The sequence below is a fragment of the Methanocaldococcus sp. genome (genome assembly GCF_024490875.1).
In the GTDB taxonomy this organism is placed as follows: Archaea; AGJL01; Methanococci; order Methanococcales; family Methanocaldococcaceae; genus Methanocaldococcus.
The window spans coordinates 1-21,665 of record NZ_JACCLX010000034.1; the positions used below are offsets into that span (position 1 = coordinate 1).

At 26.8% G+C, this 21,665-nt stretch carries 26 protein-coding genes and 3 pseudogenes; 10 read left to right on the plus strand and 19 right to left on the minus strand.

Going from position 1 to position 21,665, the window contains the following annotated elements; translation table 11 throughout:
• Positions 1–16: 16 nt before the first annotated feature.
• Positions 17–286 (minus strand): annotated as a pseudogene (locus HZY31_RS06240) (IS6 family transposase); the annotation flags it as partial.
• A gap of 783 nt (positions 287–1,069) precedes the next feature.
• Between HZY31_RS06240 and HZY31_RS06245 the strand changes: the two are divergent.
• Together HZY31_RS06245 and HZY31_RS06250 are read left to right on the plus strand one after the other, a co-directional pair.
• Positions 1,070–1,378 carry a nucleotidyltransferase family protein gene (locus HZY31_RS06245; protein ID WP_214400394.1) on the plus strand — a complete coding sequence of 103 codons (309 nt, stop codon included), beginning with the start codon at positions 1,070–1,072 and terminating at the stop codon, positions 1,376–1,378.
• The gene (locus HZY31_RS06250; RefSeq protein ID WP_297318566.1) at positions 1,371–1,721 is read left to right on the plus strand and encodes a HepT-like ribonuclease domain-containing protein; all 351 of its coding nucleotides are present in this window, start codon (positions 1,371–1,373) and stop codon (positions 1,719–1,721) included. The genes HZY31_RS06245 and HZY31_RS06250 overlap by 8 nt, the downstream gene beginning before the upstream one ends.
• Before the next feature lie 43 nt (positions 1,722–1,764).
• On the opposite strand, the pseudogene HZY31_RS08130 reads toward HZY31_RS06250, so the two are convergent.
• The 4 genes and pseudogenes from HZY31_RS08130 to HZY31_RS06265 all read right to left on the minus strand — a co-directional run bounded on the left by HZY31_RS08130 (position 1,765) and on the right by HZY31_RS06265 (position 3,728).
• A pseudogene (locus HZY31_RS08130) lies at positions 1,765–2,011 on the minus strand (ATP-binding protein).
• Positions 1,984–2,796: an ATP-binding protein gene (locus HZY31_RS06255; RefSeq protein ID WP_366863793.1), complete on the minus strand. Its 813-nt coding sequence runs from the start codon at positions 2,794–2,796 to the stop codon at positions 1,984–1,986. Before HZY31_RS06255 ends, HZY31_RS08130 begins: the two are co-directional and overlap by 28 nt.
• 188 nt (positions 2,797–2,984) lie before the next feature.
• Entirely contained in the window at positions 2,985–3,305 is a 321-nt protein-coding gene (locus tag HZY31_RS06260) for a hypothetical protein (protein ID WP_297318567.1), read from the minus strand.
• Positions 3,306–3,311: 6 nt separating this feature from the next.
• Positions 3,312–3,728, minus strand: coding sequence for a ParA family protein (locus tag HZY31_RS06265; RefSeq protein ID WP_297318568.1), 417 nt, complete (start codon positions 3,726–3,728; stop codon positions 3,312–3,314).
• Between the two features lie 437 nt (positions 3,729–4,165).
• Between HZY31_RS06265 and HZY31_RS06270 the strand changes: the two genes are divergently transcribed.
• The 4 genes from HZY31_RS06270 to HZY31_RS06285 are packed head-to-tail and all read left to right on the plus strand — an operon-like array spanning position 4,166 to position 8,121.
• Entirely contained in the window at positions 4,166–7,390 is a 3,225-nt protein-coding gene (locus HZY31_RS06270; RefSeq protein ID WP_297318569.1) for a tetratricopeptide repeat protein, read from the plus strand.
• Positions 7,391–7,418: 28 nt separating this feature from the next.
• A complete protein-coding gene (locus HZY31_RS06275; protein ID WP_297318570.1) occupies positions 7,419–7,574 on the plus strand; it encodes a hypothetical protein in 156 nt (51 codons plus the stop codon).
• Positions 7,575–7,579: 5 nt separating this feature from the next.
• Positions 7,580–7,783, plus strand: a complete 204-nt coding sequence (locus HZY31_RS06280) for a hypothetical protein (RefSeq protein ID WP_297318571.1) — start codon at positions 7,580–7,582, stop codon at positions 7,781–7,783.
• A gap of 47 nt (positions 7,784–7,830) precedes the next feature.
• Entirely contained in the window at positions 7,831–8,121 is a 291-nt protein-coding gene (locus HZY31_RS06285) for a hypothetical protein (protein WP_297318572.1), read from the plus strand.
• 142 nt (positions 8,122–8,263) lie between these two features.
• Here HZY31_RS06285 and HZY31_RS06290 read toward each other — a convergent pair.
• A pseudogene (locus HZY31_RS06290) lies at positions 8,264–8,903 on the minus strand (DDE-type integrase/transposase/recombinase).
• Between the two features lie 277 nt (positions 8,904–9,180).
• Here HZY31_RS06290 and HZY31_RS06295 point away from each other — a divergent pair.
• A complete protein-coding gene (locus HZY31_RS06295) occupies positions 9,181–9,354 on the plus strand; it encodes a hypothetical protein (protein ID WP_297318573.1) in 174 nt (57 codons plus the stop codon).
• Positions 9,355–9,383: 29 nt separating this feature from the next.
• On the opposite strand, the gene HZY31_RS06300 is transcribed toward HZY31_RS06295, so the two are convergent.
• From HZY31_RS06300 to HZY31_RS06325, 6 genes are all read right to left on the minus strand, one after another.
• Positions 9,384–9,707, minus strand: coding sequence for a hypothetical protein (locus HZY31_RS06300; protein WP_297318574.1), 324 nt, complete (start codon positions 9,705–9,707; stop codon positions 9,384–9,386).
• Complete coding sequence (locus HZY31_RS06305) at positions 9,704–10,255, minus strand: hypothetical protein (RefSeq protein WP_297318575.1); 552 nt, start codon at positions 10,253–10,255, stop codon at positions 9,704–9,706. The genes HZY31_RS06300 and HZY31_RS06305 overlap by 4 nt, the downstream gene beginning before the upstream one ends.
• A gap of 184 nt (positions 10,256–10,439) precedes the next feature.
• Positions 10,440–10,766: a hypothetical protein gene (locus tag HZY31_RS06310; protein ID WP_297318576.1), complete on the minus strand. Its 327-nt coding sequence runs from the start codon at positions 10,764–10,766 to the stop codon at positions 10,440–10,442.
• 11 nt (positions 10,767–10,777) lie between these two features.
• Complete coding sequence (locus HZY31_RS06315) at positions 10,778–11,503, minus strand: hypothetical protein (protein WP_297318577.1); 726 nt, start codon at positions 11,501–11,503, stop codon at positions 10,778–10,780.
• A 14-nt stretch (positions 11,504–11,517) separates the two neighbouring features.
• A complete protein-coding gene (locus tag HZY31_RS06320) occupies positions 11,518–12,015 on the minus strand; it encodes a hypothetical protein (protein ID WP_297318578.1) in 498 nt (165 codons plus the stop codon).
• Positions 12,005–12,295: a hypothetical protein gene (locus HZY31_RS06325; protein WP_297318579.1), complete on the minus strand. Its 291-nt coding sequence runs from the start codon at positions 12,293–12,295 to the stop codon at positions 12,005–12,007. Before HZY31_RS06325 ends, HZY31_RS06320 begins: the two co-directional genes overlap by 11 nt.
• 309 nt (positions 12,296–12,604) lie before the next feature.
• On the opposite strand from HZY31_RS06325, the gene HZY31_RS06330 reads away from it, so the two are divergent.
• Together HZY31_RS06330 and HZY31_RS06335 are read left to right on the plus strand one after the other, a co-directional pair.
• Positions 12,605–13,348 carry a hypothetical protein gene (locus tag HZY31_RS06330; RefSeq protein ID WP_297318580.1) on the plus strand — a complete coding sequence of 248 codons (744 nt, stop codon included), beginning with the start codon at positions 12,605–12,607 and terminating at the stop codon, positions 13,346–13,348.
• A complete protein-coding gene (locus tag HZY31_RS06335) occupies positions 13,327–14,193 on the plus strand; it encodes a hypothetical protein (protein ID WP_297318581.1) in 867 nt (288 codons plus the stop codon). The genes HZY31_RS06330 and HZY31_RS06335 overlap by 22 nt, the downstream gene beginning before the upstream one ends.
• 865 nt (positions 14,194–15,058) lie before the next feature.
• On the opposite strand, the gene HZY31_RS06340 is transcribed toward HZY31_RS06335, so the two are convergent.
• From HZY31_RS06340 to HZY31_RS06365, 6 genes are all read right to left on the minus strand, one after another.
• Entirely contained in the window at positions 15,059–16,072 is a 1,014-nt protein-coding gene (locus HZY31_RS06340) for an ATP-binding protein (RefSeq protein ID WP_297318582.1), read from the minus strand.
• A 478-nt stretch (positions 16,073–16,550) separates the two neighbouring features.
• On the minus strand, positions 16,551–17,072 hold the full coding sequence (locus HZY31_RS06345) for a helix-turn-helix domain-containing protein (RefSeq protein WP_297318583.1): 522 nt from the start codon (positions 17,070–17,072) through the stop codon (positions 16,551–16,553).
• The gene (locus HZY31_RS06350) at positions 17,065–17,754 is read right to left on the minus strand and encodes a tyrosine-type recombinase/integrase (RefSeq protein WP_297318584.1); all 690 of its coding nucleotides are present in this window, start codon (positions 17,752–17,754) and stop codon (positions 17,065–17,067) included. Before HZY31_RS06350 ends, HZY31_RS06345 begins: the two co-directional genes overlap by 8 nt.
• Before the next feature lie 190 nt (positions 17,755–17,944).
• Entirely contained in the window at positions 17,945–18,406 is a 462-nt protein-coding gene (locus HZY31_RS06355; protein WP_297318585.1) for a type II toxin-antitoxin system VapC family toxin, read from the minus strand.
• Entirely contained in the window at positions 18,393–18,590 is a 198-nt protein-coding gene (locus HZY31_RS06360) for an antitoxin family protein (protein ID WP_297318586.1), read from the minus strand. The genes HZY31_RS06355 and HZY31_RS06360 overlap by 14 nt, the downstream gene beginning before the upstream one ends.
• Before the next feature lie 522 nt (positions 18,591–19,112).
• Positions 19,113–19,307 carry a hypothetical protein gene (locus HZY31_RS06365; protein ID WP_297318587.1) on the minus strand — a complete coding sequence of 65 codons (195 nt, stop codon included), beginning with the start codon at positions 19,305–19,307 and terminating at the stop codon, positions 19,113–19,115.
• Positions 19,308–20,399: 1,092 nt separating this feature from the next.
• Between HZY31_RS06365 and HZY31_RS06370 the strand changes: the two genes are divergently transcribed.
• On the plus strand, positions 20,400–20,588 hold the full coding sequence (locus HZY31_RS06370; protein WP_297318588.1) for a hypothetical protein: 189 nt from the start codon (positions 20,400–20,402) through the stop codon (positions 20,586–20,588).
• A gap of 845 nt (positions 20,589–21,433) precedes the next feature.
• Here HZY31_RS06370 and HZY31_RS06375 read toward each other — a convergent pair.
• Positions 21,434–21,665: Rossmann-like domain-containing protein (locus tag HZY31_RS06375; RefSeq protein ID WP_297318589.1), on the minus strand; the 232-nt coding region annotated here is incomplete at its 5' end.

Below are 21,665 nucleotides of genomic sequence, written 5' to 3' on the forward strand. Positions count from 1 at the left end.
ATGCTCGTGGATACTATCTACCACTATCGACTAAAATCTTTGGTTTATTCGAACAAAATTTTAATATACTTCTAACGAATAATATAGTATCGAGGCAACTTCGAGTTTTGAAGACATAAATACCCAAGGCTTACGCTCTCGAATTGGGAAAAAATAAACTAACTTTCCTTAACGATAACCCTAAATAATACAAAATCCCAGATAAAATTTTAATCTCTACCGATTTCCTATCTCTCTTAAAAAGTTCTCCCATTCGTTCCTTTAATACTTCTATCGTAAGCTTTATATCCCTCCATTTACTTCCATATTTTTTAATCTTTTTTATCTTGACAGTCTCTATTTTTAGTTATTAGAGCTCTCATTGAGGTTATTTATTTATAAAAAATTACCATTTGATAAACATAACTTCTTATTTTTGGTATTATTTGGTTTTATTGTATTGTGGATATATTTTACTGAATATATTTTAGGTTATTTAGGAGTAGATTCAGTAATTGTTGTGAATGTTTTAGTATTTTTTATGCTAATAATCTTATTGCTTTTTATCGCTGTATTTGTTGAATTTTAAATATTCATCCTAATTAGTATACAAATGAGTTCAATAATCACAATAATCGAAACATTTATAAAATATTATCAGCTAAAAATAGTAGTATTAGTAGAAAATAGTAAATAATATTACATTTTTCAGAAGAATACAATCGAAATATAGTGATATGGATTTTCATACTTATCACCATGGTTATATTATATTCCTTTAAAATCTTTGATTGTATTATTGCATTATGTTATAACATAATAAAATAATTATTTAATTATTCAATGCAATGATTATTACTAATTAATAATCACATACTTAATGACGAGTTTACCTGACCTACTCTATTATATTAAATACTTAAAGATTTAAAATTAAAATTTAAAATATTTTTATGGTATTAAAGTAATATAAAATAAAATATCTAATTGAAATTTCCTAAATGTCCATAATTGTCCTATAAATTACTATGTTGTGTGAGCTTCGTCCTAAAAGAGTGGAGCTTCATTAGCATCATAAATGGTGAAAGATATGGAACTTAATAAAGAAGTTATTTTAACTACACTCAGAAAGCATAAAAATGAATTAAAAAATTTTGGAGTTAAAAGGATAGGATTATTTGGAAGTTATGCAAGAAATGAACAAAAGGAAAGTTCAGATATTGATTTTATTGTTGAATTTGAAAAAGGAAAAGCAACGTATGATAATTACATTGGGTTGATAACATACCTTGAAAATTTATTTAACAAAAAGGTAGATTTGCTCACTGTAGAAGGTTTGAAAACTATAAGAGTAAAAGAAGTTAAAGAAGAGATTGAAAAAGGGGTAATATATGTCTAAAAGAGGAGATAAAGAAATTTTAATGGACATTTTAGAGGCTATACAGAGAATAAAAAATTATACTGAGGGAATGGACTATGAAACATTTTTATTAGATACAAAAACACAGGATGCAGTTATAAGGAATATTGAAATAATCGGAGAGGCTGTAAAATTATTATCCCCACAAATTAAAGAAAAATATAAAAACATTCCTTGGAAAAACATTGCAGGGATGAGAGATAAACTTATACATTTTTATTTTGGGGTAAATATAGATATTGTTTGGGATGTCGCAAAAAATAAAGTTTTAGTATTAGAAGAACTAATAAATGAAATTTTAAATGAAATGTCAAAAAAATAAGTTTAACTAACTAAATTATTTATCTTGAAAAATTAACATAGACTCATAAAACTCTCTTTATAGCGTTCCAAGTTATATAATTTTTAGGCCTTATTTTTCCTTTAATAGGATTATAAAATAAATTTTTTAACTAACAATTCTCTAATATCATGGGGAATATTATCACTATCAATCTCAAACTCTTCTTTAAATAATGGCAATACATTAACAACTTCATTATATTCTTTTTCATTAGTCCATTTAAGTTTCTCTAAAAAGAACCTTAATTTAGAACTTTCAATTTTAAAAATTTATCTAAACTTTCTTTTAAATCATGAATTCTCATGTTATCAATGACCCAAATAATATCCATTGGATTACCACCAACATAGGAGTAAATTAATTCCTTCTCTTCATTAGTAAGAGTTCTATTCAACTTTTCTTTCGAGAAAAAGTCCATAAATTTTAGAGTAGTTTCTTTATCAAAGTCATCAACTAATATATAATTAACTTCATTGGATAGTATATGGAATGCAACGTCTTCCATGAATAAAACATCTGAAGTCATACAAAAAACATGTGTTAATTGAAATTCGGTTATATAGGTTAAGAATTTGAAGAATGAGGAAATGAGCGGTTTAGGATATTTCAAATGGCTAATTTTTTGTAGTTCATCAAAAATTAATATTGGCTGTAGTTCTTGATTTTTTAATTCTGATAAGAGGTTTATAATATATTTTGAGAGAGAGGTATTGCTCCTTAAAATCTCATTAAAAGTATTCTCGTGTATTGGTATTCTATTAATTATTGGAGATTCTTCGAGTGTTTGTTTTATAACTTCTAACGGTGTTGTATTTTTATTATACTCTTCAAATAGAGAAATTAGAATGTCATTACAATTTCTTAAGTATATGCATCTAAAATTAAAATAGAATGGAATATACTTTTTCTTATCTAACTTGTTGGTGATTATTTCATTAATTAGTGCAGTCTTACCACTGTTTATGGGACCATATACAAAGTTAATTAAAAAGGTTTTATTTTCTAAAATTGCTAAAATTTTATTTATTTCTTTTTCTCGGTTAAAAAATTTCATAAAAAATCACCTTTTTATTTAATCATATAAAAAATAGTTATAGAATAGTAGGATTATATTTATTGTTTGTATTTATGCTCACTCTCAACATCTATTCTCTTAATAGTGTATTCAATTTATAAATGTTTGTAACTTAGGTAACTCAAGGAACTCGAGTAACACAGGTAACGCAATCAAGTTTTTCATGATTATTTAATTTCAAATCTTTTAGCAATTTCTTCAAATCTTTTTTCTTCTGCTAATTTTATTATTCTAAAGAATCTATCTTCTGGGAGGATTTTCCATAGTGCGTATAGGACTGCAATTCCCATATCTACGATTTCTCCTTGGCTGCCAATCTTCTTTCCATACATTTCAATAATTTTTTCATGGGTAGAGTTTTTTATTCTCAAAGTTTTTGACATTTTTTCCTCTTGTGGTTCTTTTTTTGGTAGTGAAGTTATTTGTTTTACAGTTCCAGCACTAATTTTTTTTAATTTTTTTAATGCATTTAAATCATCATTTGACATTTTCTATCACCATTTAGCAAGTTTTAAGAATTCAATACTAGCAGGATTGTTAGACTCAAATTTAAATACTGGCATTCCTTCACGCTCTGCTTTTTCAACAGTAGCATAGGCATTAACTAACATTTTTTCTACAGCAGAGAGTTGTAAGTGAGAGGGAATTAAATCCAATCTATCGTTAATTTTTACAATAGATTCTTCTATCTCTTTTTTCTTGACAGAGTTTTTTGATAACAGTGTTCCAATATTTTTATCAGTGTAATCTAATAATTTCATTCCTAAAATTCCAAAGGATAAGTTAAATTGTGGGTCTAAATCTATTACTAAAGTATCATATCCATTTTCTGCAAGAGTATATGATAGGTTTAATGCTATTGTGGTTTTTCCCACGCCACCTTTTTGATTGGCAATTGAAATTACAGCCATAATATCCCACCACAAATGTTTTGTATAGTGTTATTGTATTATGTTATTATGTGATAACATAATTAAATAATTATCTATTTCTTTTATTATTTAATGTAATAGTTACATAATTATGTATTCCATTGTTTATTTAGTTCTTTAATTATTGTATTAAAGAATTATTTTATTACCCAAAGAAGTATATATCCCATTGTTAAAAATTAAAGAAAAGAATAAAAAGATATTAAATTAAATAAAATAAAAGATGTCGTGGATTAATATAATAAAATTAAACTAAACAGTTTTATAAATTATAAATCCTTTATACTATCCATTTTAGAAATTATATATTATTTAAATATATTATGAACTAAAAACAACAAAATAATTTTAGAATTTAATATTTTTTTATGATTTTTTGAAATTTTATGTCATGATTATGGCTATGTGGTGATCTTATGAATAGTCAAAGTTCAAAACATAAAATGACTGTGGGGGATTATGTTACAAAAGGAGGCCTTGTGTATGAAAAAAGAGGAGAATTAAAAAGTGCATTAAAGTGTTATTTATCTGCGTTAAAGATGAATCCGAATCATAAATTTGCAGTGTATCGTGCTGGGGTAATATATTATAAACTTGGAGATTATAAATCTGCTGTATGTTATTTAGAAAAAGCAATAAAATTAAATCCTAATCAAATGGACGCTTATAGTTATTTGTGGAATAGTTATGGTAAATTAGGAGACTATAAAAAGGCATTAGAAATAATAAACAAAGCTTTAAAAATTAATCCAAATTATAAAGAAGCTAAAACAATGAAAGATAAAATTATATATGTATTGAATAATTCATGTCTTGAAAAAGGATTGGAATATTTTAAAAATAAAAAATATGATGATGCTATATCTAAATTTAAAGAATATTTGTCAATTATGCCAGAGAGTGGTAGATGCTATTATTACCTTGGAGAATGCTATTTTGAATTAAAAAAATATTCTGATGCTATACTAAATTACAAAAGGTGTATTAATTTATGTCCTAACACATATCATAACAATATTTTGAAAAAAATAGGAGTATGTTATTTTAAATTAAATGATTTTAAAAATGCAATACAATATTTGAGTTCTATAAATAATCTTGATGTTGAGTCTAGATATTACTTAGGACTTAGCTATTTAAATTTAGGTAATGAAGAAAAAGCTGAATCATTCTTTAATAGTTTGATTTCTATAATTCCTCCAAATTTAAGGGGTATTATTGGAAATTATTGCTACGATATTGGAAAGAGATACTATACTTTAAAAAAATATGATAAAGCATTGAAGTATTTAAATAAAAGCACTGAATTAAATCCTAAGGCTATTGGTTTTTGGTATTTGAAAGGTGAAGTTTATTACGCATTGGGAAAATACACTGACGCTAAAAGGTGCTTTAATATAGTTTTAGAAAAAGATAGAAATAATGTTGGTGCAATTAACTACATTAATAAAATAAATAATGAGCTCTACAAAATAAATTATTCAAAAACAGAGAATACTTACAATAAATCAAACAACAATAAATATAATTATAAACCTTGCTCTAAAACTTCTAAAACTATCGTAAAAAGTGTAAAAAATAATAATATATCTAATACTATGCCATTTAAGAAAACACCATTAAGTGGGTATTCTAACAAACATGGACAAAATGTAGAAAAAAGTGTAAAAAATGCTCATTTTATAAAACTACACAAAAATGAAGATTATGAGTTTATAATAAATAAAAAATTAGGAAATTCAATAATAAATACTATAAAAATGTATTTATCTAAAATTGGATTGGCTGATAAACATTATACTGAAATTATAGATTTAGAGAAAAAAATAAAGGAATACTATGACAAAGGAGACATTAACTCTATAATTAATACATATGAAAGTATTATTAAGTTAGTGCCAAACAATGATGAGATGTACAAACTATACAAAGCAAAATATAATTATTTTGTAGGAATTCGGAACTTAATAAATAAACAATATATCGACGCTTTACGCAACATTGAAACGGCTACTAAAAATTTTTCGGAATTAAACCTAATTGACTGTATGCTTATATCCATAAAGAGTCAAATTATCGTAATGCGATATTTAGATGAGAGTAAAATCCCTGATTATATAGAAAAAATAAGATTACAATATAAACTCGATAGTATTCAAAACATTAAAAAGTATGAACCATATTATAGTATTGGAATAGAGTATTATAAGTATAAATCGAAACTATATAGAAAAAGTCGTGAATTTTATTTAGCTAGTGTATATTCAGAAGAAGAAAGAAAATTAGCAGAGGAAGCATACAATAAATTTAAAAAAGACTATTTTAAACAGGCAATGCTTTCTACCACAAAATTGTATTGGAACAATTTAGCAAAATATAATGAATCTCTTAAATTATATGTCAATGCTTATGAATGTTATATCAAGGCAGGAGATATAGCAAAAGAGATGGGTTATACAAAAGAAGCTTATGAGGAATATACAAAGGCATATAAATGTTTAGCTTTAGCTCATTTTAGAGATAAAAATAAATTTATTGAATATGTGGATAAAGCCATTGAATATGCTAAAATGTCAAAGGATAGTGATGTAATTAATTATATATATGGATTTAAATATGAAACTTTGGCAGCAAATATTCACAGCGATTCATTAGAAGAATCTATTGATAATTTAAAGAAAGCCTATGAGTATTATAAAAAATCTTCTGATGATTATAGTTCTGCAGTAGTTAAAGTAAAATATCACTATTTAAACGCAACAAAATTAAAATGGACAAAACAAAAATATGAAGAAGCGTTAAATGAAATAAACAAAGCACTACAATTATATAAAGAATCCTCCATTAAAAAACAATTACTACTTAAAAGAATATTGTCCGATAAACCTCTTTATGAATTTTATGTAATGGTAAAAAATGGAGATATTTACAATTCTGTTAATAAATTGCAAGAATATTTAAATACTTTCACTGAGAAAGGAAAAGAATCTAAAAAATACAAATTCTTTAATATTTTATATAAAGGAATAAAATTACTTATGGAGGATAATTATAGTTATGAGACAATATCCAAAATTGATGAATTAAAAAAAGAGGCAAAAGAAAATAATTTGTACAATTTATATAGAATATTAAATACAATTAGCTCAAACATTATACTGCGTTTAGATGGTATTAAAGACTCAATAATTGAGAAACAACAAATGTATGTAATTATATCTCGAATAATTAAAGATGAAGTTAGCAGCACTTCATTATCCTCTCCTGATTTAATATATTCAAGGGATGATGTGGATGTATATGATGATATAGGTGAAAGTTGTGAGTATTATGACTATCTGAATAATTTGCCACCTATGTTTATAGGAAAGTTAAAGAAATATGAAGCTGAAATAAAAGAGCTAAAAAAACACAAAAATATGTCAAATCTTGTTAGTTTAATAATAAAAGAATATTACACTATATTAGAAGAATACTTAAAAATAGTTGTAGAATTCAATGCAAAGGTATTGTGGGGAAATAATTGGAAAAATAACTTAAAATCCTCGAAATATAAAAATGGCAATATTTCAAAAATGAGTTTGCAAGATTTAATTAATTCATTAAGAATTTTAATGAAAAAAAAATTCACCTTATATTAAAAATCTCCAAACAGATTTTAAGACTTTATTGGAGGTATTGGAAGAACAAAAAGATATTAGAAATGACGTTTCACATCGTTCAGTAGCTGAAAAAATATTAAATGAACATATAAAAGAGAAAATTATCTATATATTCTATTCACTTTCAAATGCATTTCCAGATTGTAATAAAAGTTATGGATAAGGTAAATGGTGGGTATAAATATATTATGTAAAGAAGAGTATGCAAAAAGTATTATTGTTAGAACTAGCAAGCAATTAGTTATAGGTAACTACTATTATACAAAAATTGATAATAATGACTTAAAAAATGGTATCCTTGATAATCCTAAGTATTTATATAAAATGGAGTATAATACATCAGAACCTCTTGAAAAGAGTGATGTTAATTGAAATATGTGGGTTAGTTAAATATTAATAAAAAATAAAGGGTGATAGAAATGAAAATAAAAAGAAAAAAAAGAAAATTTAAAGTTAAAATAGTACAATTACCCAGATTTGAAGAATTAAGTGAAGAGGAGATGAAAATGTATGAATTAGAGTGTTCAAAACATATCAAGCCAACTTCGTATATTCACACTCTGGAGATGTATAATAAAAAAACCATACAAAAGATAAAACAAATTGTAGAAAAAATAGATTATTCTCCAGAAAACTCTTTAGTAAATCTCTATAACTACAATTTCATAAGTAATTATTATTTTAAATCACATTCTAATGCTTTGAAGTGATGTTGAATGCTATAAAAATAAGAGCTCTTTAGAGTATTATTTGAACTTTTATTATGTTTTATGAAATCTTCTCATATTCATAGACTGTTATAAGGTTTCATATATTTTATTTTTTATTACTTCTTCACAACAATAGTGGTTGTCAAGATAAGGATAGGAGCCAGTTATAGAAGGAGACGAAGGATTTAAACCAGCTGATAACGGTAACGAATTTACAATTATTAGGGAATCGGTTATAGAAAGAGTTAGTTCTTCGTTTAAGTAGGGAGAAGAAACTTTCAACACAATTTCTTAATCCAAATCGAACTCTTTCGAATTCTAAGCCTAATTTCTGTAATGCTCGTGGATACTATCTACCACCATCGACTAAAATCTTTGGTTTATTCGAGCAAAAATTTTAATATATTTTTTACGAATAATATAGTATCGAGGAAGTTTCTTGTTTTAGGGCCATAGATACCTAAACATTCTTTAGATTCAACATCGATAGCAGACCATACATAAATAGTTTTATTTCCAAACTTTAGTTTGGCCTCATCGATTGCAATTAGGTTTCTTGTCTTTCTTTAAGGCTCGTTTAAAATCTCCTTAATCTTGTGATAATATGTTCTAACCGATTCATGACTTATACCTTCAAATTGAGAAAGAAATAAACTTACCTTTCTTAACAATAATCTCAAATAATACAAAATTCCTGCTAAGATTTTAATCTCTATCGACTTCTTATTCCTTTTAACTACCTTATTAATCCTTTCCTTTAATATTTCTATCGTAAGTTTCATATCTTTCCTTATTTGCACATATCCATTTAATCCTTATCTTGTAATTTAATATAATAAATCGGGTGTATCGGGTGGAGCAGGGGTCATCGGCGTGCCTTCTTTCCTATTTATTAATTTCTCCCCTAATAACAGTGAAAGTCGTTTTTCTATTTTAGGAAGTTATATTTGTAAATTTAAATATATGATAGATAAAAAACCATCTTGGCTAAAATATATATTAATATATTTAATTATATAGAATTATTGTCCAATAAAAAATAAATGTGGGATAGCAAAAATGCAGAGAATAGGAGTTGTGCAGATTGGAAAAATCCCAAATAATCTTCCAGATTATGTTAATTGGCTCCTAACTTCTAATGGTTATTTTCTTATACAGAATAATGTAATATATAAAAACTTAATAACATTCTGGGGAGAAAATGGAGAGTGTGAGATAGTATATAAACATTGAAAAGAAAAAGAGAAAATACTCCAATATCTTTAATTTTCATTGAAGTCTATAGCCCAAATACCTAATTTATGCTCTTGTGCATATTTTTGTGCATCAATAACCAATTGCCAAATTTTATAACCTATTGGGTTTTTATCTTTCCATTTTTCATAAGGATTAATTGGAGTAGTGCCATTATATTTTACAATACTCTTAGGTAAATATCCCCATCCTTGTTTTAGAATATATACATCTATTGCTTCATCAAAATTTTTAGAATATCTCCCATAAACTCCTATACAAATTGGATGACCCCTTATATTGTTATTAAACCAATCATCCAAGTCTTTTCTAACTTTAACATATTCTTTCAATAGTTATTATATTTACTTTTATCCAATGAGTAAGGGTTTATCCCATTAACTAACAAAAACTCATCAAAAGTTTTATTAGATACTATATATATCCCTAAGTCTCCCATCATACCATTATCCCATCTCCATTCGCCCCTTCTACTGTCATATAGGTAACCAATACATTCACAACACTCCCCCAATGAGTAAGGTATTATATATGCTATACCTGAATCGCTTAACTTCTCATTTTTTAATTTTTCAATAACTTCTTTTGGTGGATTTAAATTACTCTCAACCTTCTTAATATACCATTCAGGAACTCTATCATTTTTTAAAGCTTCATAGTCATCTTTTGGAATTTCAATTACATCCCCTCTTATAGTTTTAATTTTAACAGTATTAGAAAGAGGAGTTGTTTCCACTTTCTGAGTATTTGCTACTTCAACCTTCTCAAGCCCTCCAATTGTCTTACTACTCCCACTTCCATTGGAACTCATACAACCACATAGTCCAACTCCCACAGTTATTAATATTATAGAGAAGAGGAGTAGTCCTCTTTTTAGCAAATTATCACCCCCAAACTCCCTATCTGATAAACATTCACTTTTTAATGTTTTAAGAGTATATATATGTTTAAGTTATTGTTTAAAACCTCACTTTTTCCATTTAAAAAACTAAAATAGAGTTAGAAAATGCTTATTTCTACACTAAAAAGAGTATAATCTTTAAAAGTATTTAAATATTTTAGTTTTAATTTTCCCAATGGTTTAGTTTAAAGTAATCCTCCCTCTTCTTAGTTTTAACATCTACAACTTCTATCTTCACTTCTTTATCGTATTTTTCTGGAGTTATTGTTTTACCGTCTATAGTTGAGCATATAAAGTCAGTTAATTCATTTACCTCTTCTTCCTTACCTTCTACAAATATTTTAAAAGGTTTGAATTTAGCCATAGCCTCGTATGGTGTGTATTCATAAAGATTGTGGTATAACCTTCCACCAAAGTATTTTGTCGGATTTTTACCAAATCTCCTCCATACACTTCTACAATACTTTCTAAGGTCATATATAAAGTGCATGTCTATATTCTCTATACCTTCAACATTATAATAAATTTCCTACATTCTACTTCTGGGAGTTGTAATTTTTTTCTATATAGTAAGAATTTTACATCAGCACTATACCATTTATTACCTTTTGGCACAATCCATTTCATTAGATTTATTGAATAAATAACCAATTCTTTCAATCTCAATCTTTTTGGAACGGGACTTGGCTTGAATAATTTATTATCCCACAATTCTTTAAATACTCCAACTTTCTTAATTGGTTTTCTATTTACAGCGTTTAGGGTTAAATTACACTCTCCAAATCCAAATGTTCTATCCGCACCTATTCCCACATCTCCTAAACTTTTTAAGCATCCAAAGAGCAAATCAAACTCTTCAATTGGTGCATCTAAGTTTATGGGTAGTTTGAAGTCAAAAAATCCTGCAACTCCCTTTTTATCGAGAACTGAACCTGTTGTAACTTCTCCATAAGTAGGAGATTTGAGTTTTGGATACAAACTACTTATTGGAATTTGAGAGCCTATAACTCTCTTAATTATTAAATTACCCACTTTATTCAACCTTGTAGGTAGCGGTAAGCCCCATTTTATATACTCCTCAACCAACTGTCTTTCTACAATAAAGAATGGAATTATAGGAACTCCTTCTACTGTTGTAAGTAGTGTATTTTTATCGTTGGTAACATGAGATAAAGTCTCAAATTTTACTGTTCCGTATAAGGTTACAATTTTTCCTTCATCTCTCATCCTATCACCCTTTTTTATATTATTAATTCCCATTTATCAACTCTAACTTCTTCTAAGAAATAGAGTGCTATCCTCAATATCGTTTTATTTTCATCTTCGGGATGTGGTTTTGTAAAGATTCTAATCCCTCTTGTTATAGGCACAGGAATAAATGGAGGATTAGTATAATCATCATCAAATATTTTCTCAAAGATTTTTTTACCATTTTGTGTCCAATAATCTTCATTAATCACATTGTATCTATCTCTCCTATATTCAAAGTATGTTTCAGTTTTATTTATTGCTTCTATAATCCCTTTAGCATCCCATTTGTTTGGTTTTGCTATTTTTTTTACATTTATTATTAGCCCCCCATTCTCAAAGTAATGTAATTCTGCATTTTTAAACTCATAAGGATGATATGGGAGGAAACAGTTACCTATAATGGTTTTTTCCTCTTCATTTTCTCCTACTAATGTAATTGATAAATATTCTGGCGTCCATACGACATCTTTTACATATTTAACTTTCATCCTCCCTACCATTTTTTAGCTTTTTAATGATTTCTATCTCTCTTAACTCCTTCAACTCTCCATTTACTAAGTTCTTTAGAACTGTGATGTATGGTAAGAAGTTTTTAGCAAAGGATATTTTATCATTTATTATTTGGTCAAAGTCATCATATAAGAATAATTTCTCATAAATATTTGCTTTAGGAATTGGATTAATTAAAATATCTTTTTTATATTCTATACCATATTCTTCACAAAAACTCATCAATCTATTTTTTATTGTAGCCACATTTTTTGGCAAGTTCTCCACAATATTATTTCCTACTTTTTTTTGTAGTAATTTATTGTAAATATCTTCCCAGTTTATATCAAATTATTATATGCTGATATGGCATACGAATATATTACACAAACCGCACTTAAGTTAGTTCTAACTCTCATTTTGAACATTGTTGGTAACAATAAAATATTTCTCCCCACATTATTTCCTTTCCTATCTCTAAGTATTTCAATCAAACTCACACTCCCAAGAACATCAAAATTTAGAACTAAAAAAAGAAATCTCAGAGTACTCACCCTCTAAACGCTTTTATTTAAAATGGGTGAAAAAATGGAAAAAAATAACATAACACCTCTTCCCCAATCTCAAAACTTTATGGATATGTTAGAAAAATTATACAGTAATAGGATTGATGTAAGATTCTATTATAGAGATAAGCCTGCAAAAGATATAGAAAGTTTGACACTCATAACTGAAGAAATGGAAGACCTTAAAGAATTTTTTAATACTGTATATCTTGAAATTAAAAGAAAAATTGAAAAAACAGGGAAAAAAGTAACAATCTATGATGATGGGAGATGGATTTACATTCCTAATCTCATCTCTTATAAGTGGTTCGACCCCGGGAGAAGTATTTATGCTGGCTACTTTGCAAAAGACATTCCCTTTGCACCGTCGTGGGCTAATAAAAGAGCATACACTATAAAAATTGGCTCTCCAGAATTAAAAACTGCATTTATAAAACTGCTTCTTGAACTCTCATCAAAAGAAGTCCCAAATAAGGTTGAATACAAATACATTGGAAGTAAATATTACCCCAACATAAAAAAGGACATTCAAGAAATCATCAATAATGAGAATGAATCTCTTTGGCTGAGATTTTATAGGGTAAAACAAGCTTATGAATTAGCCACCTCTCTCTCCTCTCCCAAACTTGCGAAAATTACCAAAGAAGAACTCTTAGAAGAGATTAAAAAAAGAGATATGAAAGATTCCTCTGTTAAAAAGAATAAAAGTAATGAATCAATCAAAAAAATCGTGAGGTGGTTAAAATGGAAGTTAATGGGACAATAAATTTGGATAATATTACAGCACCAATTACTGAAAATATTCCTCCATTCATTGCCTACTTCTGTGGATGTCGTAAAGTTTATAATGCATATTACTGTCCAAAGTGTGGTTTTGCACACACAAAATTTGACTTCTGTAGAGAGCATGGGGAAATGAAACCTTGTTGGGCTTATGAAATTAATTTATTCCATTCAATAGAAGGTTTAATGAATGCTATAGTTTATGATTATCACTTAATTCAAGATAAGGAGTTATTAGAAATGTTAAGAAAAATGGAAGATAACATTAAAATTGCAGGGATTGTTTCAGCCCTATTGCCATTATTAACCCCATTAAAAATTTACTCAACAGCATTAGTTCCAAATAGTTTCAAGGAGTATTCATCAAATGTTACTTTAATAGTTTCGTATAAAACTGAAAAACCATTGGTAACGATTGCTGATGCTAAATTGAACATTATCCACAAAGAACCTCCAAAAATTGTATGGGAGAAAATATATCATAGTGATGGATTTAAAGAGGATGTATTAAATGTTGTAATAGATAAAAATACATTATTCCTTTTAAGTAAAAAAGGTAAATGGCATTATAAAATTGCACGAGGTAGAATTATGTTCAAAAATTATATTTATGGAATAGTTACAAGAACTCCTCTTTATTTAGAAAATATTATACTCAAAATTAATAATATTAGTTCTACAAATTTAAAAAAGTTAAAGTATCTACAATCTGTTGGAATGCATAATGGGGAAGTATATTGTATTTTAGACAAAAAGAATAATGTAAGAAGTGCAGGAATCTGCTTATATGATAATATTCTCCCTCCAATTGGTGATTTCGATGAGTGAGGAGATTGAGAACTATAATAGTTAAATGTTATATTTATTAAATTATATATATTAATAGATATAATAAAAAAGGGTGTATTTTTTAATATTTTATTTCACATATATAAAGGTTGTGGATTAATGGAGTGGGTCTAAGATAGTTGATTAATTTAAAAGGAATAGCTAAGTAGTATAATAATGGAATAGATACTTATCCGGGTTCTATTCAAGTAATAAATGTTGAAATTGAGGAAGTATTTAATTTATCACCGAATCTATTAGTTAAATCTCCGAAGAAACCTTCACATATTCTTTAATATTCTAAAACTATTAATATCTGTTCAACCGTATGTTTTCATGGGATTTAACTTATTGCATTATTGCATTATATTATTCTATAACAACATAATTAAATAATTATTTATTTCTTTTATTATTTACTACAATAATTGCAGAATTAAAGAAATAATGAATTACATAATTTAAAAACTCTTTATGAGATGTATTTTGAAAATTAGATGGGAGTGCTGATTCTGCTTATGACAGTAGAAACTTAAAGCTAACGGATTATAGACGTTAGAGCATAAATCTAAATCTTTGAATTATGCACCACCCTCAAATTATAGATAAATTTTACAGTAATGCAGCTACTTTAGCATAGATTAATGGCGTTCTGATTATCCGCTACAATTGTTTAAATTGTTCTAAAAGTAGTGGATAACCAGAACAAATAATAACCTTACACTAAGCTTCAAAAATTGCAGCAACTATTGGAATGTTGTTCTTAAATATATATTATTATATACTAATTTATTGATTAATTATGTAAAAATGAAATTTCTGCTGCAAATTTATTGGAGAAAAAATAGTGTGGATTGCTATTGATTTACATTTTTAATAGATTGTTGATGGCAAACCATTTGGTTAATGATGATGGTTTGATTATTCCATTAATAACATCATAGAATAAGATTTCATTCTCAATTAATATTTTCAATGTTCCAAATAACTCATCTTCAATATCATCATTTTTTATTTTAATATTATCCTTGAACTTTGATAGAATTTTTAGAATTTCCTCTTTTTTATCTAAATTTTCTCTTATTGTATATCTTATTTTATCTTTCTCAATGTTAATCCATCGTTTTATACTTTCTTCTACAGATATGCCCACTTTTTTATTATTCACTAGTTGAGAAATTTCGTAAGGTAGGGAAATAAATTTAGCTGCGTATTTTATTTCTTTCTCAGTAAATCCTTCATCTTTTAATATACTTTCAACATCTTCTTTACTTAACCAATCAATTAGATAATATTCGGCAGCTTTTTCTAATGTGGAATTCTTATAAATCTCCTGGATGAATAAGGTATCAGAAGTTAGACAAATAACATTACATAAGTGTCTAACTTTTGTTAAATGGACGAAGAGGTTGAATAATTCATTTAATAATGATTTTCCTCCATTGAAGTAGATATTTTTTAATTTTTGTAATTCATCTATAATTAAAACTGGCTTTTTCCCATCTCTAATAACCGCTTTAATGCTTTCATAAATTTTATCAAATACATCGTTTAACTTTATATTGTTAAAATCATAATTTTCTTCTATTCCAAATTTGAATATTTTTAAATCAATTTCCAAAGTATTTAATAGGTATTTTTTCTCCCCTTTTTTGAAAAATATTTCTAAAAACTCCTCTTTTGTTGGCGTTGCATATCTTCTTAAATCGTAATAAAAGAAAATAATATCATCTCTTTTAGATAATTCTTCGATAACCCTTAGCATTACAGTTGTTTTACCTGATGACTTAGGACCATAAACGAATAGTATAGAGTTAGGCTCCAACTGACAATAGGTTTTTAGGTAGTTTATTTCCATTTCTCTGTTGTAGAATTTCATTATTCCACCCTTGTAATGGATATTATAGAGTTATGGGAGTTAAGGTAGTATTTTTTTATTATTACTAGTATTGAATTTGAATCACTAATGGTTTTATATTGCATTGTTGTATTATGATTGTAATAACATAATTAAATAATTATTTATTTCTTTTATTATTTACTACAATAATTACATAATTAAAGAAATCATAATTTCAAAACTTCCTTATGATGTGTATTTTGAAAATATCAATTATAATAACTATTATAGCAAAATAATTTCAAAAACACAACAGTGTGAATATTTTTAGGATATCACAGTATTAGAGTTAAATAAAAAGTTGGATGAGAGAGTTGAATATATTAAATTAATATTTGCTGAATTAGAAGAGCATAAAAGATATTAATTGAAATTTCAGAGAAATTAGATAGAATTGGTAATTTGTTGGAGAAGTAGATTTAATATTTTTTATTTTTTGATAATTAATTTTCACAGATCATTCAATTGCCTCGTGTCTATATTCTATAATTTTTTGTAAAATCTCTTTTGATTTTTCTAAGTCATTGTTATTAATATATGCTTCAAGTTCTAAAAATAGAGCTTGGACTGTGTAGTCATACCAACTTTCTTCTACTGCCGTTTCTTTTAACTCCCAGATAAGTTCTTTTAATTTCTCTTTTTTTATCTCAGTAATATAATCTTTAGCATAATTCCAAACACTAGATTTTGAGATACCTAATTCTCGTCCAACTTCTCTAAGAGAATAACCTTCTTTCAACAATTCTAAGATTTTTTGTTTAGTGAAATTATCAATTTTCTTTTTTCTCCCTCTTTTTGAATTTTCGACTTCAATAAATATATTAGGTTCTTGTTTCAAAACTTCGAGTTTATACTGCATTTTAGGATGTTCATAAACGCTTTTAGAGAATTTTAATAAGACAATGGCGTGTTTCGATTGCTCGATAATTTTATTAATCTCATCCCATCGAGGGATTTTAGAGAATTTGATTTCAATCATCTACATCCCCAATATTTTTTAGGATTTCTTTGGCTAGTTTGGATTGGGTGTAGTGTTCGATGTAGTTTATGTTTTTGTGTTTTGTAATTTTTGCGAGGATTTGGGCTGGAATGCCTTTTTTACTCAAATAGGTTATGTATGCATAACGTAATGAGTGGGAGTTGAGTTTGTTGTAGTTTTTGTATAGCCATGCGTTTAATCTTTTTACGATTTTTTCTCTAATTTTTTGTTTTTCTTCGATGGTTTTTGCATTTTCAAATTCTTTAACAATATCTAAGAATATAGGCCTAACTTTTTCAATGTCTTCTTTTTTTATACATTTTGGAAGGATGATTTCTCTTGTAGTTCCATCACTTCTTTTTTGTGTTCTTATTAATACTGTTGGATTAGCCCAATCTATGGTGTTGTGGTTGAGGCAGAAATTAATTATACTAACTATAGCCTCCCATATTCTGCAGCCGTTTCTTAGTTGTGTTAGGAATACGATGAGGTATGCGTATTTTTTTAGGTCTTTTTTGTATAGGATTTTTTTATTTTTTAGTTTTTTTAAGTCGTTTTGAAATGTTTTGTAGGTTATTTCATAGTCGATACCTTTGTCCCATGTTCCTTTTTGTTTTATTTTGGGTTTTTGATAGTTATTGTTGGTGAGGAACCAGTCCCATGTTTTCATGTGCAGCACCATATTTAGATATTTTTAACCAACTGTTATATTTTGTACTGTGTTAGACCCCATAAATATCTCGCTTCTTCCAAGTTTTATAAGATAGTTTATAATGAAAGTTTAATTGCCATAGGACTATAAAAAATAAAAACAAACTCTTTTTAATAATTTAAAGGAGTAAAATAAAATTTAGATAAAATAGATATAACATTCATTCTTTAATTATTTTGATAAAATCAACTTTATCAAAATCAGAGTCGAAAGTGGCTAACTTATCGATATCATAATATTTGCAAGTGGCTACAATAATGGCATCATTTGTTAATAGATTATATTTTCTCCCGATTTCTGATGATAATTTTAAAACATCCCAATTAGTATCTAATATTTTTAAATAGCCTCTATTAATCATTTTATCAATATTTTCTTTAACTTCATCATATACCCAAGAATATTTGTTTAAATTCTTTTTTAAGTCATAAACTCCTTTAATACCATCTTCTAATGCAATATGAAAAGTAACCTTAAACATAGTTTCAGAAAAGACTATTGGATTTATGCATAGGATATAATCTTCATTTATCAATTTAGATAATAACTTATGAGCTTTTACATCTCCAACGAATAAACCAACCATGACTGAAGAATCAATAAAAATATTAGAGAGATTCATAGTATGCCTCTTTTAATTTTTTATAATCGATATTTTTACACTTTTTTATTATTAGAGATTTTAAAAACTCTTCTACATCATCATTAACAATTTTAATTTTTAATCTCTTTTTGTCTTTTATATTCAATGGCTTCAATGGTTTTAAAACTCCATCTTCATAAATAACTTCTATAATTTTTGACATCTAATCACCTAATGAATAATCTTAAATTAATTATCTTTCAAGTTCTATAAATTTGCTACTAATTACTTGGTGTCCAAAAATTTTTAACCGAAGTTAGAGATTTGGATTAAAAGATAACTTTATTGAGAAAAAAGAGATTACCTCAAAATCATCCCCTTTGGGGTCTGATTTTATATAGGTGAAAAAAATGAAGAGGGTGCCTGAGAGACCATGGTCGCCATCCCCTTAGGGGTCTGATTTTATACACAAGATTTATCAAACTACTGTACATGGAAATGCAATAACGGATTTCCATCCCCTTCGGGGTCTGATTTTAAGAAAAGAGAAAATTGTCTGAATATCCAGACACGACTTAAATAAATTTCCATCCTCTTTGAGGTCTGATTATTATTTTAATAATACAATTTATAGTATATAAACTTTATCGATTAAATAATTTAAATTACTAAATTCTATATCAATAAATATACTAACCTCTATCACGGTTTATCACAACAATGCAGAGATTATGAATATTTGGAATTATAAGCAATCAAATCCATCAGGTCCGTATGTATGCCACTTCCATTTATCACGCCAAAGCCGTTCATTTTCATCTTTTGTCAAAGTTGAATCTTCTTCTGCCTTTTCATCTATTAAATCACTATCTACTTTCTCCTTATAAGATTTAATAGTGTCATCATCTGCTTTTTCAATAACATTTTTATATTCAATCATTTTTTGAGAATTAAGGAATTTTTCTATGACTTTACTAATTAACTCATCAACTTTATATCCATATTGTTCAATCTCATCTATTAGAGAATTTAAATATTCAGTATTAAAGTGTTTCTGCGACGGCAGTATTGTAAATATAGAACGAATAGTATCTCTATGCGTATCTCTAACTTTAATCGTGAAAAAAGAGATTACCTTTAAAATTATCTCCTTTGGGGTCTGATTTTAAGAAGAAGGTTTAAAAATTAAAAATATGGATGCGAGTCATACGTTTCCATCCTCTTTGAGGTCTGATTTTAAGTATAGTAAACATTTTCGAAACCAACCATTTCAGTTTCCATCCTCTTTGAGGTCTGATTTTAAGGATGGGCGGGTGTGGGTGTGGGTATGCTTTTAGTGTCATAGTTTCCATCCTCTTTGAGGTCTGATTTTAAGAGGACACAATTTGGAGATATTTTTTGATATAAACACTTTATTATGTTTCTATACTGGAGGATATATTTCGAAGGGTCAATTACTGTTGTTATTTATATACCTCCCAACATCTATATATACTTTTCTATTTTTGTTTAATGCCTTTAAAATCTTTTAAATTTTTAATATTAACCTAATTATCGGAGAAAATTGAAAATAAAAATAAACTACCAAAATCTACTAAAAATCTCGATAATTTAGTAAAACCAAATATTAAAATCTTTTAAAATAAAAGACCCTCCGAAATTGGATAAAATTCCTTAAAATCTAAAAATATCCGATTAAAAACCTCTAAATTAAAAAATAAGGATTTTTAGCGAGGGAGAACTTTAAATAACAAAAATAAAATGACACAAAAATACAAAAAAATATAGCCACAGTTGGAGGATTAGCTACCATAATGCAGTCCAGAGATTATAGGCCACCACCACAAGAGGTTATAGGAGTTTATATATCCCCTTAGAAAAATAGAAAAATAAAACCCCAACGGTGTTATTAATGGAAAATAGCCCTATAGCCAAAAAGTTAGATGCAATTACAAAAACTCTATTTACACTTATATACTCTTTCTTATTATTGTTTGGTTTATTGGTTTTACTTTAACTTTGAGGAGTCTATATGAGTAATAAAGAAAAGGAGTTTGAGAAAAGGAAAATACTATATGACACAATTTTTGATTTATATAAATTGTTTCTTGGAGCGGGATTGACCTTATTAGTTGCTATTGTTGTTAAAGTTGCTTTCTCCGAAGGAAAATCCTATAAATGGTTTAGGATTAGTGCTAGCTATTGGACATTGTATATTTAGCATACACTACATTAATATTTGGTGATGCATTATAACTCCATCTACAAAACATTATGATTGTAGCAACTTTTTCTTATACTTCCAGAACCAAATTCCAAATACAGTTGTAAATAGCATAAGTGTAAAGACTACCGCAATATAAACTATAGTAAAAGTATCTAATTCCATAATAATCAACCTTATTATATTATTTTCTTCTCAGTTAAATATATATGTATCTCTCTTAAGTATGTTCGATTACATTAACTGTTTATATATAGAGAACATGATTTGTATTTTTAACTAATCACTAAAATAGTGAATATAAAGGTGGAAATTACATATAGTTTATAAAAGAAGGAAGAGGAGGTTTTTTATAGGGATGAATAAATTGGAAAAAACCAGGGATCTATTGTAGAATATTTTTTAAATTTAACTTCAAAAAAGATAAGTGATTTTTCTGAATATAGATTTATATACTGAGTAATCACCATTACTATAACGTAAAGCGATTTGAGGTGAAAACTAAACCATGTCTGATGTTTTCATAGTGAATCTCCCTATATTTAATTTAAGAAAATTCCCATACTTAATTCTTATCGTATCATTTACAATAAAATATGTATATTATTGGATATATTTTGTTTGTTAGAAAAATAGAAAAAATAAAAATATCCCCAACATAAAAAATAAAGATTCTATCTGGTAAAATAGCAAAATGTTAGAATTGTTTTTGTTGGATACAAAATTCTTTTTCTCAATTTTCGTCTCTAATTAATTTTCCTATTGTTTATAATATACACACTCCTACGTATCCTTAATATAAGATTTTATGTTTAGTAGTTTAGACTTAATGTTAAGCATAGCTATCTCCCAAGAACACAGAATCTCTCAATTCCCAATATTTTAGATATTCCAGCAATTGTTGTTCCATAAAAGATAATTCTTTTTTTGTATTTTTTAGCCAACTCCCAAATATTTTCAAATGTTCCATTAGAGATCGTTGAACCAGTAACTAAAACAACATCTGAATTTTTTATCAGATCTTCATTATACTTTCCATGAATAATTTTAGTTCCATATTTTATTTTTCCAACA

Coding starts and splice junctions, on each gene's coding strand:
- HZY31_RS06270 (WP_297318569.1), top strand. CDS start 4,166: ATGAATAGTCAAAGTTCAAAACATAAAATGACTGTGGGGGATTATGTT.
- HZY31_RS06250 (WP_297318566.1), top strand. CDS start 1,371: ATGTCTAAAAGAGGAGATAAAGAAATTTTAATGGACATTTTAGAGGCT.
- HZY31_RS06355 (WP_297318585.1), bottom strand. CDS start 18,406: ATGAATCTCTCTAATATTTTTATTGATTCTTCAGTCATGGTTGGTTTA.
- HZY31_RS06285 (WP_297318572.1), top strand. CDS start 7,831: ATGAAAATAAAAAGAAAAAAAAGAAAATTTAAAGTTAAAATAGTACAA.
- HZY31_RS06340 (WP_297318582.1), bottom strand. CDS start 16,072: ATGAAATTCTACAACAGAGAAATGGAAATAAACTACCTAAAAACCTAT.
- HZY31_RS06310 (WP_297318576.1), bottom strand. CDS start 10,766: ATGCACTTTATATATGACCTTAGAAAGTATTGTAGAAGTGTATGGAGG.
- HZY31_RS06345 (WP_297318583.1), bottom strand. CDS start 17,072: ATGATTGAAATCAAATTCTCTAAAATCCCTCGATGGGATGAGATTAAT.
- HZY31_RS06335 (WP_297318581.1), top strand. CDS start 13,327: ATGGAAGTTAATGGGACAATAAATTTGGATAATATTACAGCACCAATT.
- HZY31_RS06295 (WP_297318573.1), top strand. CDS start 9,181: ATGCAGAGAATAGGAGTTGTGCAGATTGGAAAAATCCCAAATAATCTT.
- HZY31_RS06365 (WP_297318587.1), bottom strand. CDS start 19,307: ATGATTGAATATAAAAATGTTATTGAAAAAGCAGATGATGACACTATT.
- HZY31_RS06260 (WP_297318567.1), bottom strand. CDS start 3,305: ATGTCAAATGATGATTTAAATGCATTAAAAAAATTAAAAAAAATTAGT.
- HZY31_RS06255 (WP_366863793.1), bottom strand. CDS start 2,796: ATGAAATTTTTTAACCGAGAAAAAGAAATAAATAAAATTTTAGCAATT.
- HZY31_RS06280 (WP_297318571.1), top strand. CDS start 7,580: ATGGTGGGTATAAATATATTATGTAAAGAAGAGTATGCAAAAAGTATT.
- HZY31_RS06360 (WP_297318586.1), bottom strand. CDS start 18,590: ATGTCAAAAATTATAGAAGTTATTTATGAAGATGGAGTTTTAAAACCA.
- HZY31_RS06370 (WP_297318588.1), top strand. CDS start 20,400: ATGAGTAATAAAGAAAAGGAGTTTGAGAAAAGGAAAATACTATATGAC.
- HZY31_RS06315 (WP_297318577.1), bottom strand. CDS start 11,503: ATGAGAGATGAAGGAAAAATTGTAACCTTATACGGAACAGTAAAATTT.
- HZY31_RS06330 (WP_297318580.1), top strand. CDS start 12,605: ATGGAAAAAAATAACATAACACCTCTTCCCCAATCTCAAAACTTTATG.
- HZY31_RS06245 (WP_214400394.1), top strand. CDS start 1,070: ATGGAACTTAATAAAGAAGTTATTTTAACTACACTCAGAAAGCATAAA.
- HZY31_RS06350 (WP_297318584.1), bottom strand. CDS start 17,754: ATGGTGCTGCACATGAAAACATGGGACTGGTTCCTCACCAACAATAAC.
- HZY31_RS06265 (WP_297318568.1), bottom strand. CDS start 3,728: ATGGCTGTAATTTCAATTGCCAATCAAAAAGGTGGCGTGGGAAAAACC.
- HZY31_RS06320 (WP_297318578.1), bottom strand. CDS start 12,015: ATGAAAGTTAAATATGTAAAAGATGTCGTATGGACGCCAGAATATTTA.